The organism is uncultured Microbulbifer sp. (assembly GCF_947489355.1).
Lineage (GTDB): Bacteria > Pseudomonadota > Gammaproteobacteria > Pseudomonadales > Cellvibrionaceae > Microbulbifer.
Window position 1 is genome coordinate 95,377 of record NZ_CANLDD010000009.1, and the last position, 16,590, is coordinate 111,966.

15 protein-coding genes are annotated in these 16,590 nt (G+C 53.8%); 11 read left to right on the forward strand and 4 right to left on the reverse strand.

What is annotated here, in order from left to right; all coding sequences use genetic code 11:
• Positions 1 to 579: 579 nt before the first annotated feature.
• Both Q1A48_RS06405 and Q1A48_RS06410 read right to left on the reverse strand, forming a co-directional pair.
• The gene (locus Q1A48_RS06405; protein WP_299942571.1) at positions 580 to 1,257 is read right to left on the reverse strand and encodes a hypothetical protein; all 678 of its coding nucleotides are present in this window, start codon (positions 1,255 to 1,257) and stop codon (positions 580 to 582) included.
• A gap of 798 nt (positions 1,258 to 2,055) precedes the next feature.
• Entirely contained in the window at positions 2,056 to 2,247 is a 192-nt protein-coding gene (locus Q1A48_RS06410) for a hypothetical protein (protein WP_299942573.1), read from the reverse strand.
• Positions 2,248 to 2,367: 120 nt separating this feature from the next.
• On the opposite strand from Q1A48_RS06410, the gene rsxA reads away from it, so the two are divergent.
• The 7 genes from rsxA to Q1A48_RS06445 all read left to right on the forward strand — a co-directional run bounded on the left by rsxA (position 2,368) and on the right by Q1A48_RS06445 (position 9,272).
• Entirely contained in the window at positions 2,368 to 2,943 is a 576-nt protein-coding gene (rsxA, locus tag Q1A48_RS06415) for an electron transport complex subunit RsxA (RefSeq protein ID WP_299942574.1), read from the forward strand.
• A 9-nt stretch (positions 2,944 to 2,952) separates the two neighbouring features.
• A complete protein-coding gene (gene rsxB, locus Q1A48_RS06420) occupies positions 2,953 to 3,567 on the forward strand; it encodes an electron transport complex subunit RsxB (RefSeq protein WP_299942576.1) in 615 nt (204 codons plus the stop codon).
• Positions 3,564 to 5,711 carry an electron transport complex subunit RsxC gene (gene rsxC, locus Q1A48_RS06425; protein WP_299942578.1) on the forward strand — a complete coding sequence of 716 codons (2,148 nt, stop codon included), beginning with the start codon at positions 3,564 to 3,566 and terminating at the stop codon, positions 5,709 to 5,711. The genes rsxB and rsxC overlap by 4 nt, the downstream gene beginning before the upstream one ends.
• Positions 5,711 to 6,763 carry an RnfABCDGE type electron transport complex subunit D gene (locus Q1A48_RS06430; RefSeq protein ID WP_299942580.1) on the forward strand — a complete coding sequence of 351 codons (1,053 nt, stop codon included), beginning with the start codon at positions 5,711 to 5,713 and terminating at the stop codon, positions 6,761 to 6,763. Before rsxC ends, Q1A48_RS06430 begins: the two co-directional genes overlap by 1 nt.
• A complete protein-coding gene (rsxG, locus tag Q1A48_RS06435; RefSeq protein ID WP_299942582.1) occupies positions 6,763 to 7,467 on the forward strand; it encodes an electron transport complex subunit RsxG in 705 nt (234 codons plus the stop codon). Before Q1A48_RS06430 ends, rsxG begins: the two co-directional genes overlap by 1 nt.
• Positions 7,467 to 8,180: an electron transport complex subunit E gene (locus tag Q1A48_RS06440; RefSeq protein ID WP_299942584.1), complete on the forward strand. Its 714-nt coding sequence runs from the start codon at positions 7,467 to 7,469 to the stop codon at positions 8,178 to 8,180. Before rsxG ends, Q1A48_RS06440 begins: the two co-directional genes overlap by 1 nt.
• A gap of 384 nt (positions 8,181 to 8,564) precedes the next feature.
• Positions 8,565 to 9,272 (forward strand): TetR/AcrR family transcriptional regulator, encoded by a 708-nt coding sequence (locus Q1A48_RS06445; RefSeq protein ID WP_299942586.1) that lies wholly within the window; start codon positions 8,565 to 8,567, stop codon positions 9,270 to 9,272.
• A 101-nt stretch (positions 9,273 to 9,373) separates the two neighbouring features.
• On the opposite strand, the gene Q1A48_RS06450 is transcribed toward Q1A48_RS06445, so the two are convergent.
• Positions 9,374 to 10,528 carry an SO2930 family diheme c-type cytochrome gene (locus Q1A48_RS06450; protein WP_299942588.1) on the reverse strand — a complete coding sequence of 385 codons (1,155 nt, stop codon included), beginning with the start codon at positions 10,526 to 10,528 and terminating at the stop codon, positions 9,374 to 9,376.
• Positions 10,521 to 11,831, reverse strand: a complete 1,311-nt coding sequence (locus tag Q1A48_RS06455) for a parallel beta-helix domain-containing protein (protein WP_299942590.1) — start codon at positions 11,829 to 11,831, stop codon at positions 10,521 to 10,523. The genes Q1A48_RS06450 and Q1A48_RS06455 overlap by 8 nt, the downstream gene beginning before the upstream one ends.
• A gap of 434 nt (positions 11,832 to 12,265) precedes the next feature.
• Between Q1A48_RS06455 and Q1A48_RS06460 the strand changes: the two genes are divergently transcribed.
• From Q1A48_RS06460 to Q1A48_RS06475, 4 genes are all read left to right on the forward strand, one after another.
• On the forward strand, positions 12,266 to 12,838 hold the full coding sequence (locus Q1A48_RS06460; protein ID WP_299942592.1) for a MarR family transcriptional regulator: 573 nt from the start codon (positions 12,266 to 12,268) through the stop codon (positions 12,836 to 12,838).
• 230 nt (positions 12,839 to 13,068) lie between these two features.
• Complete coding sequence (locus Q1A48_RS06465; RefSeq protein ID WP_299942594.1) at positions 13,069 to 14,460, forward strand: cytochrome ubiquinol oxidase subunit I; 1,392 nt, start codon at positions 13,069 to 13,071, stop codon at positions 14,458 to 14,460.
• On the forward strand, positions 14,457 to 15,476 hold the full coding sequence (cydB, locus tag Q1A48_RS06470) for a cytochrome d ubiquinol oxidase subunit II (RefSeq protein WP_299942596.1): 1,020 nt from the start codon (positions 14,457 to 14,459) through the stop codon (positions 15,474 to 15,476). The genes Q1A48_RS06465 and cydB overlap by 4 nt, the downstream gene beginning before the upstream one ends.
• 207 nt (positions 15,477 to 15,683) lie before the next feature.
• Positions 15,684 to 16,376, forward strand: a complete 693-nt coding sequence (locus Q1A48_RS06475; RefSeq protein WP_299942598.1) for a TetR/AcrR family transcriptional regulator — start codon at positions 15,684 to 15,686, stop codon at positions 16,374 to 16,376.
• Positions 16,377 to 16,590 lie beyond the last annotated feature (214 nt).

The following is a 16,590-nucleotide window of genomic DNA, read 5'->3' on the forward strand; positions in this document are numbered from 1 at the left end:
TGCCGTCATTGATGATAACGCCTTCCCCGATCGATACGCTCAAACCGACAAGATTCACTACCAGGCATTAATCTATTCCCGCAAATAAAGAACAGCTATTAGAAAATAGACCCTGATTGATCTATTCAAGTTTAAAGAAAACGATACAACGTTGGCTTTGCCATCCGTAACCGGGTTTCAATGTTGCGAAAGCCGACAATCTTGAGATTATTGGTCCGAAATCTGGCACCACACCAATTGACTGATGCCCCAAACGGCTTTCGCCAACGTGCGCTATGCAGCTCGGGGGCAACCCCCCGAGTTTTTCGCTATGCGGTTAACTGTTTGACGATGTCATCGTTATTGCAAACAGGCTGCTCCAATTGTCCGAATAGGATAATTCGATACGAAGGCACCTAATTCAAATTTTTACTTATGGCTATCATTTTTCACTTGAGGCTGCCCCCCGAATCCCTAACCACGCTTCACACAGCGCCATTCGACTCAGACCCTACAATCGCCTTCATCGCAGTAAGTAAGTTCCAGTCAAGCCTGCCCCATCTCTGATGTGATTTATAGCTGGCGAACGCAGACGGAAAATCAACCTGCCAGCTGAGTATATTCATCCCACAACATACACCGGCTTTCACCTACGGCAGGATGATAACAGCTGTAGTCACAAAACATTTCCAACGCAGGCAAGCCGGTCGCTTCCAGAAATTGCCATACCATGCCCTGTCCCATTTTGAGAAAACCCTGAAAGGTCTGCCGCTTTAATTGGAAAACGTCTTCCATCATTTGCAGGTCGCCCTCCGATATATTGCTGGCTCGTTCAATACTTTGCCAGTCATCATTCGGGTCGACGGCACATAGATCGCCCCAGGGCTTATCGGAAAACAATAACGTATACTTGTTACCATTCGTGTTGAAGGAGATCCACCAGAGATCCGAGTGTTCGTGAATCATCAGGTCAATCGAATGCGTAATATTTTCCAGCAAACCGGTATCGCATGCCTTTTTGGTAACAAGAATCAGCCATCTTTGCTGGTGGGGCAAATCTTGCCATCGATTAACGATATCATCACTTTTTGCCAATGGGTGGGCGGGGTCGGATAGCAGGATGCTGGTCGCTCCCAGCTTGTCAAGTTCGGCGCGCAACGCACCAATGTTGTCTGTATGTATAGCGGTGTAAACGGTGTATTCGGACATAAGAATTAACGGCTTTTGTTGGTGACGAGAAAAGTACTTTTCGGAAGCCTTGGAATCTTTGGCCTTCACCTTTTTATTTTAAAATGCTTCCCTGGAAAATACCAACTTAGGGCTCCAAAGATTTTCCAGCAGAAGATTGCCATTTGTTTTACTCAATAACTAAAATTGATCAAGATGCCTCTTCTTGAAGTTTGTATTCTGTTAGCCAATTTTCTGGAGATTGGTTATGATCGGCCCTCTTGCTAATCAGAAAAAGCCTATCGCGCAGAAATTCTGGGCTCCGGGCTTAAGAAGTTGCTGATTCAATTATCTGCTTCAGTGTGCGCCTTACTACCGGGTGGGAAGGAAAGAATACCCCTCTCCCAGGACACGCTGTGAATACATCCTTGTACGCTCGTAATCGGCATCCATGCCTCATACGATCCTGGCAGAGGGGTATTCTTCCCTCCTGCTTTACTAGTAACTCCTATACGATCAAAGTGAACCAAACCTTTAAACAGAAACTCTTGCCACTTTTCTTCACATTCTTCATTCACTTTGCACCAATTGTCGATACTTTAATTCGTGTGAACAGACCCTAGCAGGCCACTTGAAAGTTGGCGGTTATCGCAGCTACCCGGTCACTCCCCCAAGACTCTGTGATCACCATACGAGTGCAGTTTGCGAAAGCACCTGACAGGCAAAATTTCTTCACTGTCACTTTGATGAACCGGCTGAAATCCCAGCCCAATAGAAACAGACAATCACCACCGATTGGATTGGTCTACATCCAGACCCGCGCCTGGCGGAGAAGTTATTCCTGCAGTGGCTGCCAGCATCCGTGATCTATAAGCCACGCGACCTCATGATCATTGTATTGGTTGAAGATCAACGGTCCGGATTGCTATCGATGGCACATTCATGCATAGAGACCTGCCTTACATCCTCCAGGAGCCCCTGGTCGGATTTGCCGGGGATGGCGAGCATATTGTCCAACCGGGCTTTCCCTGCACCCGCCCTGATAGCCTCCGGCGCCAGAACACAAGCCACCGAGTTGAAGGCCCCCAGCGTCTCACCCATAATACCTGCCCGGCGCACATTCGTTGGAGCCCCAAGCCCAGTGCCAGTCTTATCCAGGCGCTGCAGGCTACTCCCCGGTCGCTCGCGCTGTTTTGCCCCAGGGCTTCAACCGGACTTGTTATGACCGAATTCGCCGTCATCCTGCTCAGCACCATCCTGGTCAATAACTACGTGTTGGTGCAGTTTCTCGGCCTGTGCCCCTTTATGGGCGTTTCCAATAAACTGGAGACAGCCGTGGGGATGGCTGGCGCCACCACCTTTGTACTCACGCTGGCCTCTATCAGCGCTTATCTGGTGAACACCTATTTACTCGAGCCCTTCGGAATCACGTATCTGCGCACCATCTCCTTCATTCTGGTCATCGCCGTCGTGGTGCAGTTTGCGCGCCTGTTTATCGAGAAAACCAGCCCACTGATGTACCGGGTACTTGGGGTTTTCCTGCCGCTGATTACCACCAACTGTGCTGTACTGGGGGTTGCACTGCAAAATACCATGAAAGCCCATACGTTTATGCAGTCCACCCTGTACGGTTTTGGTGCCGCCGTGGGCTTCTCTTTGGTCCTGATTTTGTTCTCCTCCATGCGCGAGCGGCTCTTTGCGGCTGATGTGCCCCTGCCATTTCGCGGCGCTGCGATTGGTATGGTGACCGCCGGTCTGATGTCCCTGGCCTTTATGGGCTTTAGCGGTCTGGTATAGGGTTGCACGATGCTGGACTGGATCTCCGAACTCTCCTACCCCCTGCTGGTACTCGGTGGCATGGCGCTGGCATTCGGTGCATTGCTGGGGTTTGCCGCGGTACGCTTCAAAGTGGAGGGCGACCCTCTGGTAGAGCAGGTGGATGCCCTTCTACCGCAAACCCAGTGCGGCCAGTGCGGTTATCCCGGTTGCCGCCCCTATGCCGAAGCTATAGTCCACGGCGACGCTATCAACAAGTGCCCACCCGGCGGCCAATCCACGATCAATGCACTGGCCAATCTGCTGGACATGGAACCCATGGCCCTGGACGCCGAACACGGCGTCGAGGACGTAAAGAAAGTCGCTTTTATTCGCGAGGCGGAGTGTATTGGCTGTACCAAGTGCATTCAGGCCTGCCCGGTAGATGCTATTGCCGGCGCGGCCAAGTTTATGCACACGGTTATCTCCGACGAATGCACCGGCTGTGATCTCTGCGTGGAGCCCTGCCCGGTGGACTGTATCGATATGGTACCCGTGGAAACCCTTCTGCAGCATTGGCACCCTCAGAAACCCCGGAGCGACATCCAGCTGATTACCACCGACCGCCGCGACACCCGGAAAGCAAACAGGGGAGGTACAACTTGAGCCCCGATAAGGAAACCCAGAACGCTCGACAGGAACAGGCTCGGCGGCGCCAGGCGGTGGAGGAGCGGCGCACCGCCCGCGAGGCACAACGGATCGCCAACGAAAAGGCGCGGGAACTGCGGCCCAACGATTTTCCCGGCGGGGTGCACCCCGCCGGAAACAAGGATCAGAGTACTGGCGAGCCCATCGGCAGGATTCCCCTGGCCGAGGATCTGGTGGTCCCCTTGCTGCAACACAGTGGCGCCAGTGCTCTGCCACTGGTCAAACTCGGTGATGATGTACTGAAAGGCCAGAAGATCGCCGAAGCCGACGGCCTGGTAAGCTGTTCTGTGCACGCACCCAGCTCCGGCAAAGTTGTTGCAATAGAACCCTGTGCCGTACCCCATCCCTCGGGGCTGGCGGAAGACAGTATTGTAATTCGCAGCGACGGCGAGGAGCGCTGGTGCGAGCTGGAGCCCTGTGAGGATTTTACCCAGCTGTCGACGGTGGCGCTGCTGGATAAGATTCGCGATTGCGGTATTGCCGGCATGGGAGGGGCGGGCTTCCCTACCGCGGTGAAGCTGGACCCCCATGGCGGCACGGAAATCGACACCCTGATTATCAACGGCACCGAATGCGAACCCTATATCACCGCCGATGATATGCTGATGCGCGAACAGGCAGAGGAGATTATCGCCGGGGTAACAATACTCTCCTATATCCTCGATACGCCCGAGCGGGTACTGATTGGCATTGAGGACAATAAGCCCGAGGCCATCGCGGCTATGCGCGAGGCCGTCAGAGGTACGCGTTTTGATATTGTGGTATTCCCCACCAAATACCCCTCTGGCGGGGAGAAGCAGTTAATCCAGATTCTCACCGGCCGCGAGGTGCCCAACCAGGGGCTGCCAGCCAATGTGGGTATTGTGTGTCAGAACGTGGGCACAGCACGGGCCGTCTATCGCGCTGTGCGCTTCGGCGAGCCACTCATCAGCCGGGTGACCACCGTTGTCGGCAGGGCCCTTGAGCGGCAGCGCAACATCGAGGTGCCCATCGGCACCCCCATCCGCCATATCCTCAAACACCATGGTATCCACCGCGGGTTGATGCAGAAAGTGATTATCGGCGGCCCCATGATGGGGTACACCATCGACGATGAGCGCGCGCCTGTGATCAAGACCACCAACTGTCTGCTGGTGCCAACTCGTGAAGAACTGTCCCCTGCTCCGGTAGCCCAGGCCTGCATACGCTGCGGTTTTTGCTCCGAGGCCTGTCCGGCATCACTGCTGCCACAACAATTGTATTGGTACGCTCGTGCCGATGATCAGGAGAAACTACAGGCGTACAACCTGTTCGATTGTATCGAGTGCGGCGTCTGTTCCTATGTCTGCCCCAGTAGTATTCCACTGGTGCAGTATTACCGCGCCGCCAAGGGCGCTATCCGCCAGGCCGATGCAGAGAGGGAAAAATCTGACCACGCCCGGGACCGCTTCGAGTTTCGCAAACTGCGCCTGGAGAAGGCGGAAAAAGAAAAAGAGGCCAAGCGCGAGGCCCGGCGCAAGGCTGCCGAGCTAGCACGCGAGCAGCGGACGCAAAACCCCGAATCCGAGGCGATCAAAACGGGCAAACCGCAGGCGGATATGGTGGCCGCCGCCCTGGCACGGGTCAAAGCGCGCCAAGAGGACCCGAAACAACTGCTCGCCCGCGCAGAGCGTTCGGCAACCAGTGCTGAGAGTCGCGTGGAGCGCCTGAGCGGCAAGCTTGCGGCCGCCAGCGAAAACCAGCGAAGTCAGTTGGCAGCGCAACTCAAAGCGGCGGAGCTGAAACTGCAGGAGGCCCGGCACAAGCTCACCCTGGCCAGGCGCCGCGCTGATCGCGACCCCGCGCGCGAGCCGGTGGATAAGGAGACCAATGCTGCTGTACGCGCCATTGCCAAAGCCCGGGCCGCCGCCGAAACACGCGAGAAGATGAGCAGCGCCGAGAAACTTGCGGCGGATATTGAGGCCCTGCGCAACCGTATCGACAAAGCAGAGGTGCGCCTGCAAAAAGCCCGCGATAACCATGATACAAACCTGGAAGCCTTTCAGGCCGCCCTGGATAAGCTGCAGAAAAAGCTGGAAGACAAGATGCGTGAACAACAATCCGCACAGAATGGAGAGCCGTGATGTCCCTGATGCGCGCGACATCTCCACACGCCCGTTCCGGGGATAACACCGCCAAGGTTATGCTGCAGGTGGCCGCCGCCACCGCACCCGGCGTACTCGCCATGGTCATCTACTTCGGTATCGGCGTGTTGATCAATATCGCGCTGTGCGTCGTCACTGCCCTGTTGTGTGAGGCCGCGGTGATGAAATTGCGCGGCCGGCCGGCCGCTTTTTACCTGCGCGATTACAGCGCCTTTGTCACGGCCCTGCTGCTGGGCATCGCCCTGCCCTCCTATTGCGCCTGGTGGCTGCCGGTGGTGGGCAGCGCCGTGGCGATAGTCCTGTCCAAGCATCTGTATGGCGGTATGGGCTACAACCCCTTTAACCCCGCCATGGTCGGCTATGTCGTGCTGCTGATCAGCTTTCCGGTGGATATGACCCGCTGGGTTGGGGCCGCGGAGGTTATTGGCGGCGCACCGAGTATCAGCGAAGCTGTCTCCCTGGTATTCGGCAGCTATAACATCGATGGCTTTACCCGCGCCACACCGCTGGAAATCGTGCGCCTCAATGAATCCGTTCTGCTGTCGCAATTGTATGAAATAGAACCGATATTCAGCAGGGGTACTTTTGCCGGGGTTGGCTGGGAAACCATCAGCTTTGGCTTCCTGCTCGGTGGCCTGTTCCTGCTGTTTCGCCGTGTGATCACCTGGCATGCGCCGGTGGCCATGCTCGCCACGCTGGCACTGCTCTCACTGCTGTTCTATGACAGTGGCAGCTCTCTGTCAGAGGGGTCGCCACTGTTGCACCTGTTTTCCGGTGCCACCATGTTCGGCGCTTTCTTTATCATTACCGACCCGGTCAGTGGCGCTACCAGCAATAAGGGGCGCCTGATCTTCGGTGCCGGCGTGGGCCTGTTCACCTATATTATCCGCGCCTGGGGCAGCTACCCGGATGCGCTGGCCTTTGCCGTGCTGCTGATGAATTTCGCCGCGCCCACGATCGATAACTACACCCTGCCCCGCACCTATGGCCACAAGCGGCCGCGCAGCGCCACCGACCTGGAGGAGCGCTGATGCTTAAACAATCCATGGCCACCAACGCTGCTGTCCTGACCCTGTTTGCCCTGGTTTGCGCCGGCGCCCTGGCGATTACCCAGATCACCACGCACGCATCCATTGAGCGTGCTATTCGCAAGGCATCCGCCAAAGCGCTGCTGGAAATCATCCCGCTGGACCGGCACAGCAATGACCTGCTGGTAGATACCTACCCCATTCCCAGGACCTATTGGAGCCGGTTGGGCCTCACCCAGGGTGGCGATATCAATCTGGCGCGAGGGGGGAGTGGGCGTATTTCTGCTGTGATTGTCCCCGCAGTAGCGCCGAACGGCTATTCCGGCCCCATCAAGTTGCTGGTGGGTGTCAACCGCGACGGGACCATCGCCGGGGTCAGGGTGACCAGCCACAGGGAAACTCCCGGACTTGGCGACAAGGTAGAATTGAAAAAAAGCGACTGGATACTGCAGTTCGACGGCTTGTCTCTGAAGAACCCGCCGGCCAATCAGTGGAAGGTGCAGAAAGACGGCGGTGTCTTCGACCAGTTCACGGGCGCCACTATCACGCCGCGCGCGGTGGTTAACGAGGTGCGCCAGGTGCTTGAGTTTGTTGCCCGCTACCACGAACAGATTTTCAATGCCCCTATTTCCAAACGTGCGGTGGAAGTGGAAAACCCCGACGGGGATAAAACAAATGGGGCCGAAACTGAAAAGGATCAAAATTGATGGCAACGCCCGCCTACGGAGAAATCACCCGCAATGGCCTGTGGAAGAACAATCCGGCACTGGTGCAATTGCTGGGGCTCTGCCCGCTTCTGGCTGTGACCGGCTCTGTGGTGAACGCCATCGGCCTCGGCCTGGCAACCACCGGCGTGCTCACCAGCTCGAACCTGGCTGTATCCCTGGTGCGCCGACAGATGCCGGACACAGTGCGACTGCCTGCATCGGTGATGATCATCGCCACTTTCGTCACCTGCGTCGAACTCTTGATGCAGGCCTACACCTATGAACTCTACCTGATGCTCGGGATTTTTATACCGCTGATCGTCACCAATTGTGCCATTCTGGGTCGCGCCGACGCCTTCGCCAGCAAGAATTCGGCACTGCCTTCTTTGGTGGACGGTTTTATGATGGGTATCGGCTTTACTGCGGTCTTGATCACGGTAGGTGCGGTGCGGGAAATCCTGGGTCAGGGCACCCTGTTTTCCAATATGGATCTTTTACTGGGTCCCATAGCAAAGGACTGGCGTATCACGGTACTGGGAAGCCACTATCCCGGCGCGCTGGTCGCAGTACTCCCTCCAGGCGCTTTCCTTGTGACCGGCCTGCTGATTGCAGCAAAAAATGCCATAGACACAGGAATTGAGAAACACCGCAGCCAGAAAGTTAAAATTGTGCCCGGCTCCAAGCGCGTAAGGGTCACCGGCAGGATTGTATAATATCCGCTTACTGCCCAAGGCAGTTACTCAGATTGTTTCATTACAGGCCAGATAGCTGCCCGCTAAATACCTGTATCCCCCTGTATTTCAAGCTTTCAAGTCCCGCGCCAGCGGATAAGCATACCGTGGTACGGGGCTGTGACCTGTATTGATGGCAAAAAAAATTGAACGGGCAAACTGTGACAAAACCCGGCTCGTATCTGCACAGCGTAACGTGTCCTTGTTCTCTTTTTAGGCGCGAAAAACGTTTAAAAGGCGTAGTTTCCGTGTAATTGAATGTAATCTTTTTATTGTCTCTTTTTAAAATTCGTTTGGCTAGAATGGAGCGATCAATCAACTTGAGCTTGCTGTCGATGCCAATAAAATAAGAAGAGGGACAATACTATGACTTTAGACAATGGGAAGTCGGATCTGGTCTACCACGGGCGCCGCGCCCAGAGAGCGGACAGCCGTGTGCGCCGCAAAGCCATCCTCGAGGCCACACTGCGACTGATCGTGAAAGAGGGGATTCGCGGAATCCGACACCGTGCGGTAGCCCGCGAGGCCAATGTCCCCCTGGCTGCCACTACCTATTATTTCAAAGACCTCAACGATCTTATCAGCGATGCGTTTACGTATTTTGTAGAGCAGGGGCTGGAGAGTACGCGCCAACTGCAGGAAGAAAGTTTCAGCGCTGCGCGCAGCCTCTCCGCACAGGAACGCCTATCCCATAGCAGCCACAAATTGCTGGTCCAGCAACTGACACGCTTTATTCTTATCCATATACGCAGCCAGGCGAAGAGTAAGGACGAGCGCTTGATTGAACTGGCATTTCGCAATGAAGCGCTGCGCAATGAGCAGTTGACCCGTGCAGTGCATATGTCAAATCATGCAAAAGAAACCCTGATTCAGGAATTTTTCCATCTACTGGGGCTCGCAGACCCCGAAGCCGCAGCCCAAATTGTGCATGGCACCATTCTAAAGCTGGAATACGAGATCCTGAGCGATGCCATAGCCCTCGATTCCCCTCTGCTCGAACGCACAGTCATCATGATGGTCCGCGGTCTGATTCCCACCGTCGTTCCGGTTGTCGAGGCCGCAGCTTACGGTTGATTCCCGTTCAAGTGCAGCGGGCCGAAAAGCATTGCCACTCAGGCACTGCTTCGGCCTCCGCTCTTTGAGCAGCCTGCAGAAGGGAAACTTCCTGCGCAGGCTTATAAACAGGTCCCCGGCAAGGCCGCCACCCACTGACGCAACAGCTCTGCCCCCTCTTCATGTACAAGGCTGCGCCCCAGTTCCGGCATCATAGCGCCCGGATCGGCAGATTCGACACGAAAATTGAGAATTGAGCTGTCCGGTTCCCCCGGCACTATGGCAAACAAACGTTCACCACTACCAGTGCCCGCCGCCACAGGTGGTTTGCACAAGCCCAGCCTGCGCCAGTCTGTCTCGCTGTGATTCAGCATCAATCCGGAGGTATCTGCCGCACCAGCCGGGTTATGGCAGTGGCCGCAATTGATATCCAGGTAGGCACGCGCCCGCTCCTCCAAGGGTAAATCGGCATCGGAGAAGCTGGCCAGGCTGGGGAGGCTGTCAAGTTCTGGCAGCCCACTGAGATAGCCAATCTTCTGCCAATACACCAACTGATTCTCAGTACCACCGCGATAGGGATAGCGCTTGTTCAGATGCCTTGCCCTGGGGCCCAGTGGCGAAATCTCCCTGCCGGTAAAATTGTCTGCATGACACCCAGCACACTGGTTTGCATCGGGCACAACATAGTTAAATGCAGAAGTTTCTCCCCCCACCGCTTTCAAATGCAAGCGGCTGACTTCGCCGGCAATCTCCAAAACCGCCTCGGTCTGGGCCGCATTCCACACATAGGGAAGAGCCTGCCAGCCATCCTCACGCCTGACCAACAGACGGGTTTCCATCAGGCGTACCCGCGCCATGTCCAGCGCCTCTCCAGCCCGGCCCGGTGCATAATCATCGGCAAAGTTGTCTGTGCGCAGTACGGCGCCATCCCCTCCCTTTGGGTAGTAGAAAGTTTTACTCAAAATAGTACCGACCGGGTACTCGAATTGCTCCTTGTCGTATATCGCGGAGGTTCCGGCTGGCATCCAAACCGTGCGCAACTTATGCGCATAGTCGGTAAAGAGCCCGGTATTCAGATCGTAAGGCACCACCCCGGTGTTGGGCGTTAAAACACCGTCAACAACCTCAATCAGATGCCAGTCACTAAGATGCGCCGGTATGGCATCTACACCAAAGACCGCAACTTGCGACCGCGGTTTTTCACAGCCGCTCACCCCAGACAGCACCGCGGCCAGCAGTAAAGCTACAATGCTTCCCCGCAATTCCCAACTACTCATTTGCACCCTCTATTACTGCCAAATGGTCTTCACCCTCTTGCTTCGTGTCCGGCTGGTCAAAATCCAGCATAACCTGGGGCAGTTTACTAAGGTGGCACTTGTGGGGCGCAATATCCGTGGAGATATTCTTATAATCGTTAATGAAATCCACATTGACGATACCCGCATCGCCATTGTCCATACAGAGTCTCAAGTCATCAGGTAACTTTCCATTGACTAATTTTTCCGAGTTAATGACACCGTCCCAGAGCACATCCGGAAGACTGCCGTTCAATCCAAATTTGGTCAGTTTAAGTGCTTTCAACTCCAGACGATCGGGGGAGGTTCCGCCACCAACAAAATGATTGTTGTAGATATAAATACCTTCAGGGTAGGGATCGAAGTCCTTTTGCGTAGATTTATCGCTATAGTAGCCAGAGGTGAAATAACTACTAACCACAATGTTGGCGGTATCGTTATCGGCTATCTCGTTATTGAATATCTCAACCTTGTCATTTGAATTAATGACCACACCAGACCCGGCGGGAACCGCTGCTACAGGTGTGCCCTCGTGACCAAAATTCTCCGTATTGTTTTTAAAAATTTTATTGTTGTATACGCGGGTACTGTGGCCAGGCTGTGGCAGATTTGGCATATTGAAGACCAGAATACCTCCGGTGTTGTTTGTCGCTACATTGCCATACACATCCGCACCAATGGTATTTTCTATCTCTATGCCTGCCACGTTAAATTCAGCGCGGTTATTGCGCACAATCACATTGCGCGATTGTCCCACGTAGATTCCCGCATCCGATGCGCCAATCGCAACAGAGCCCTCGACCAGTGTATTTTTGGTCTGCACCGGATAAATACCATAAGCGCCGTTTTCCGTCGCGGGACCATTGGTCCACTCGACACGAACATTGCGAATAATGATATTTTCACCTTCATTGACCTTGAGTGCATCGCCAATGGTGTCTTCAATGGCCAGATCCTCAATGATGAAATTACTGGCATTAACCAGTAACCCTTCAGCTCCCTGTATCTGATTTTTAAACGACAAAATCGATTTATCCATTCCTGCGCCGCGGATGGTCACTCCGTCGATATTCAGGGAAAGACTGCGATTGAGCTGGAATTTTCCCTCGGGAATCTGCACAACATCCCCAGGCTTTGCTGAAATGAGCTGACTGAGCAGCTGTTTTTGAAAATCGTAGGCCACTGTGGCATCAACCACATTCGCCCGATCTGTTTTATCACCTTGAGAGCACGCTGAGGCAAATACCACCGCCACAATCGCTCCCATGTAAGACAAGGTTTTCATGCTTCTTCCTTTATTCGGATTATTGTCTGTAGTCGTTTGGATCAGGCATCAATGAGTACGCTTGTACCAATTAAATCCCGTAAAATGACAACCATATGCAAGCCTGTTGATAGTATCCAACCCTTATTCCCGCTTCAAGACACGATTGTCCACTTGCCTGCCCATCAAGGATTCCATAACCCGTTTCATTGCCAATCCTGAAATACCCTCGCAGCAGTACGAAACAAACTGGTTTTCGGAAAATCATCTCGGCTGGCGGCACCAATTCCCCGCACCGTAAAAACCCGGCACCCTGTTTTTGGCTGCCGGGTCTTACAATTTTTGACCGATCCACCCCCCGCTCTGACACCCTGCCTCAATGGCAAAATTTCAATGCGCTATTGACGCAGATCAATTTATGTTTATAATTTTCAGAAATTTCTGAAATTAAGAAAATGAAACTTCCCAGTCAAACTCAAGCCTTTGTTCTGCATTTCGGTGAGATGGGCAGCCGCTGGGGGTTTAACCGTACCGTCGGCCAACTATTTGCCCTGCTCACCATCCATCCCACCCCTCTCAATGCCGAACAATTGGCCGCGGCCCTGAAAATCAGCCGCAGCAATGTCAGCATGGGCCTCAAGGAATTACAGGCCTGGCGCCTGGTGGAACTGCACCACCAACCAGGGGACCGCAGAGACTATTTCACCACCGCCGGCTCCATCTGGGATCTGGCCCGCACAGTGTTTGAAGAGCGCCGCAAGCGCGAGTTGGACCCCACCCTGAGCTTGCTGCGCCAGCTATTGCTCAGCGAGCCCCAAGACAAACAGGAAGACCAGGCTCAGGAGAAAATTCAGGAGGTCTACAGCCTACTGGAGTTACTGGAGAAATTTGCCAACACCTTGAGCAAGCTAGAGCACAAGGACCTGCTTAAATTGATGAAGTTGGGCTCCGGCATTAGCAAACTGCTGGAATTCAGAAGCAAAATGAGTGGGGGTGTGCCAAGCTCCAACCAAAAGCGCCTTCCCTGAATCCAGAAAGGCCATCGCACCTTCAGGCTTTGGCGCAATGCAGGCAATCTTGAGCGGGTTTTTTTCGGATGTGGTAAATAGAAATACTGCTGATCCTGCACCAATATACAAGCCCAAGAACAGTATGGGGGAAACGCCACCCCGGAGATGTTTTTGGACAACAACCGAGTAGCTCGGGTAGAGCCGTTTGGTTATCCGGTTAACACTATGCCCGACCAGCAGAGGTTTCCATGTTAGACACTTTGATCCTCTCCAGAATACAGTTCGCCACCAATATCAGCTTTCATATCCTCTTTCCCACAATCAGTATCGCACTCGCCTGGATCATTGTTTTTTTCAAACTGCGCTACGACCAGACCAATAACCCTGTCTGGATGCGCGCCTATCGTTTCTGGGTCAAGGTATTTGCCCTGACCTTTGCCCTTGGGGTAGTCAGCGGTATCACTATGTCTTTTCAGTTCGGCACCAATTGGCCGGGCTATATGGCGCAAGTGGGGAATATCGCCGGGCCGCTTTTGGGTTATGAAGTGCTTACCGCCTTTTTCCTGGAAGCCACTTTCCTCGGTATTATGCTGTTTGGCATCAAACGCGTTCCCAGTAAAGTCCATACATTCTCCGCCTTTGTTGTGGCTGTTGGCACCACGCTTTCGGCCTTTTGGATCATAGCCCTCAACTCCTGGATGCAGACCCCCGCCGGCTTTGAGATGCGCGATGGCATCGCTTATCCTGAAAGCTGGATGGACATTATTTTTAACGCCTCCTTCCCCTATCGCCTTACACATATGCTGCTGGCCTCCGGATTGACCACAGCCTTCTTTGTCGCCGGCATCTCCGCCTACCGTATTCTGAAGGGGGATCCCAAGCGAGCTCCGCGCCTGGCCCTGAAGACCGGCCTGATACTGGCAGCAGTATTTATCCCTGTGCAAATGTTTGTGGGGGATTTACACGGCCAGAATACGCTTGAGCATCAGCCGCAAAAAATAGCGGCCATGGAAGGCGCCTGGAAAACGGAAAACGGGGCCCCTCTTGTGCTCTTCGCCATTCCCGATGGCAAGGAAAAAACCAATCATTTCGAGATTGCCATTCCCAAGATGGCCAGCCTGATCCTTACTCATGACCTGCACGGGGAGGTAAAAGGTATCGAAGAGTTTCCCGGTGATCACCCACCGGTAGCCCCGGTATTTTTCGCCTTTCGGATTATGGTTGGCATGGGCCTGCTGATGCTGGTCGTGGCCTGGGGAAGCTGCTATCTTTTATTGCGACGCAAATCACTTCCCCGCTGGGCGCTGAAAACCCTGGTAGCAATGACCTTCTCCGGCTGGGTGGCCACCCTGGCCGGCTGGTATGTTACTGAAATTGGCCGCCAGCCCTGGCTGGTTACGGGTGTATTGAAAACCGCTGATGCTGTGACCCAGATTCCGCCCGCCCACGTCGGCCTCTCCCTGACCCTTTATCTCATCGTCTACGCCATTTTACTTTTCGCCTACATACATACATTAAAAGTCATGGCGCTGAAATCCGTCAAAGTGGAGGAGTTTGAAACCGCCGAACCCCTCGCGGGAGGAAGTCTGACCAATCTGCCCGATTCAACCCAAAAGCATCCCGGGGGAGACTCCCAATGAGCGAGAGCGCCTCTGCAGCCACCTATTGGTTACCCGTTATCTTCATCGGCTTGATGGGCCTGGCAGTTTTCATCTACGCAGTTCTCGACGGTTATGACCTGGGCGTGGGTATTCTCCTACCCCTGGGCGAACAGGAAGAGCAGCAGCGGGATCTTATGATCGCCTCTATCGGGCCCTTCTGGGATGCCAACGAAACCTGGCTGGTATTGGCCATTGGCCTGCTGCTGATCGCCTTTCCCATTGCCTATAACCAGGTGCTCATGCACCTCTATCTACCTGCTGCCATTATGCTCATAGGGCTGATTATGCGCGGAGTCGCTTTCGACTTTCGCACAAAGGCCGCGGTGAACCACAAGCTGGCCTGGGACAGAACCTTCAAGGCAGGCTCTCTCACCACCAGCCTCGCCCAGGGCTATATGCTGGGCCTGTACGTAATGGGATTCAGGCCGGGCTGGGAGGCACAGTTTTTCTCCGCGCTCAGCGCCCTGGGTGTGACTGCCGCCTATAGCTACATGGGGTCGGCGTGGCTGATCCTGAAAGCCGAGTCAGACCTGCAGAAACGCGCAACGCGATGGGCACGCCGGGCGGGGCGCGCGACACTGGTGGGGGTCATTGCTGTCTCGGCCATCAACCCCCTGGTCAACCCCAGTGTCTTCGACCGTTGGTTCACTTACCCACTGGTCATGTTTGTTCTGCTGGTCCCAACCCTGTGTTTTCTGGCGTTTATTTTCAATGACTTTTTACTCGCACGAATCCCCAAAACCAATGACAGGCACAGCGCACTGCCATTCGCTACGGTGGTGCTTATTTTCCTGATGTGCTTTATCGGATTGGCATTCAGCTTTTATCCTGACATAGTGCCGGGAGAAATAAACATTTGGCAGGCAGCCAGTGCCAATGCCTCACTCCAGTTTATATTGGTGGGTGCAGTGATTGTGATACCGATAATTCTTGTGTACACCGTTTTTTCTTATCGGGTGTTTCGTGGCAAGGCAACAGATTTGCGCTATCATTAGCAGAATAAATTCTATTGATAACATCTACCGCAATTAATCGAATTAATTCTTTTAACGTGGAACTAACCCACAAATCTAACAAAATTCTCTTGCTCTTCGAAATTGGTACGATGATAATGATCAGTTCCAGACGACAATTTTTTACAAGGAAGTAAAGCGCAATTTTAACAGGTACTGGTTTGCGCTTGTCTAAGGGGGGAATACAACTTGAATCAAATTGACCGACGCGCTATTAGCCGACGCGATACTGCCAGTCCGCGCAAGCCACAACGTAAAAATGGCCGCGAGAAGTACGAAAAACTCCTCGATGCGCTGGAAACGCTCATCTCTGACCAGGATTCTACTGATATCAGCCTGGCCAACCTGAGTCAGGTGGCCGGGGTTCCCGCTGCCTCTGTTTATCATTTTTTCCCCAGTGTAGATGCCAGTCTCACCGCATTGGCCGAACGTCACTACAAATCTTTTGGCGATTTGGTACTGGAGTACTCAGATTTTCTACCCACGGAAAGCTGGCAGGATATGCTCTATCAACTATGCGACCTGGTACGCAACTACTATGAGGAGAATATTTCTGCATTAAAGGTGCACTACGGTCCGCAGTCCAGCTGGGCACTGCGCCAACTGCAGATGGAAAATAATTGGCGCCTTGCCGATACCCTGATCAAAAATTTATCTCGCGAGTTCGAATTGCCGCCATCACAGGACTGGCGTGACCGCTTTATGTGCGCGATCAACATCAATGATGCATTCTGCTCCCAGGCTTACTCGCGCTTCGGACGAATTACCAACGAAGCTGCGGCCGAAGGAAAGCGGGCGGCAGCTGCCTACCTTAAGCTGTATCTGGGCGAACTATTGCAGCGGCGCCAGTTGCGCTTTGCCCCGATGGAAGCAATGGCCTGAGGAATTCAGGCAAGAACTTGCTCAACAAACGTCGGGTGGAGAACCCGACAATAAGCCCGAAAATTTCTATTATCGGGTTTATTTTTCCCTTATATGTATTAGTTCAGACCAAATCTGACACATCTCCTTGAAAAGAGGGGGTTTACCGGTTTTGATGAAGGTGACAAAACCTGAAACCAAAACCAAGGATAAACCCCATGATTCATACTAACGA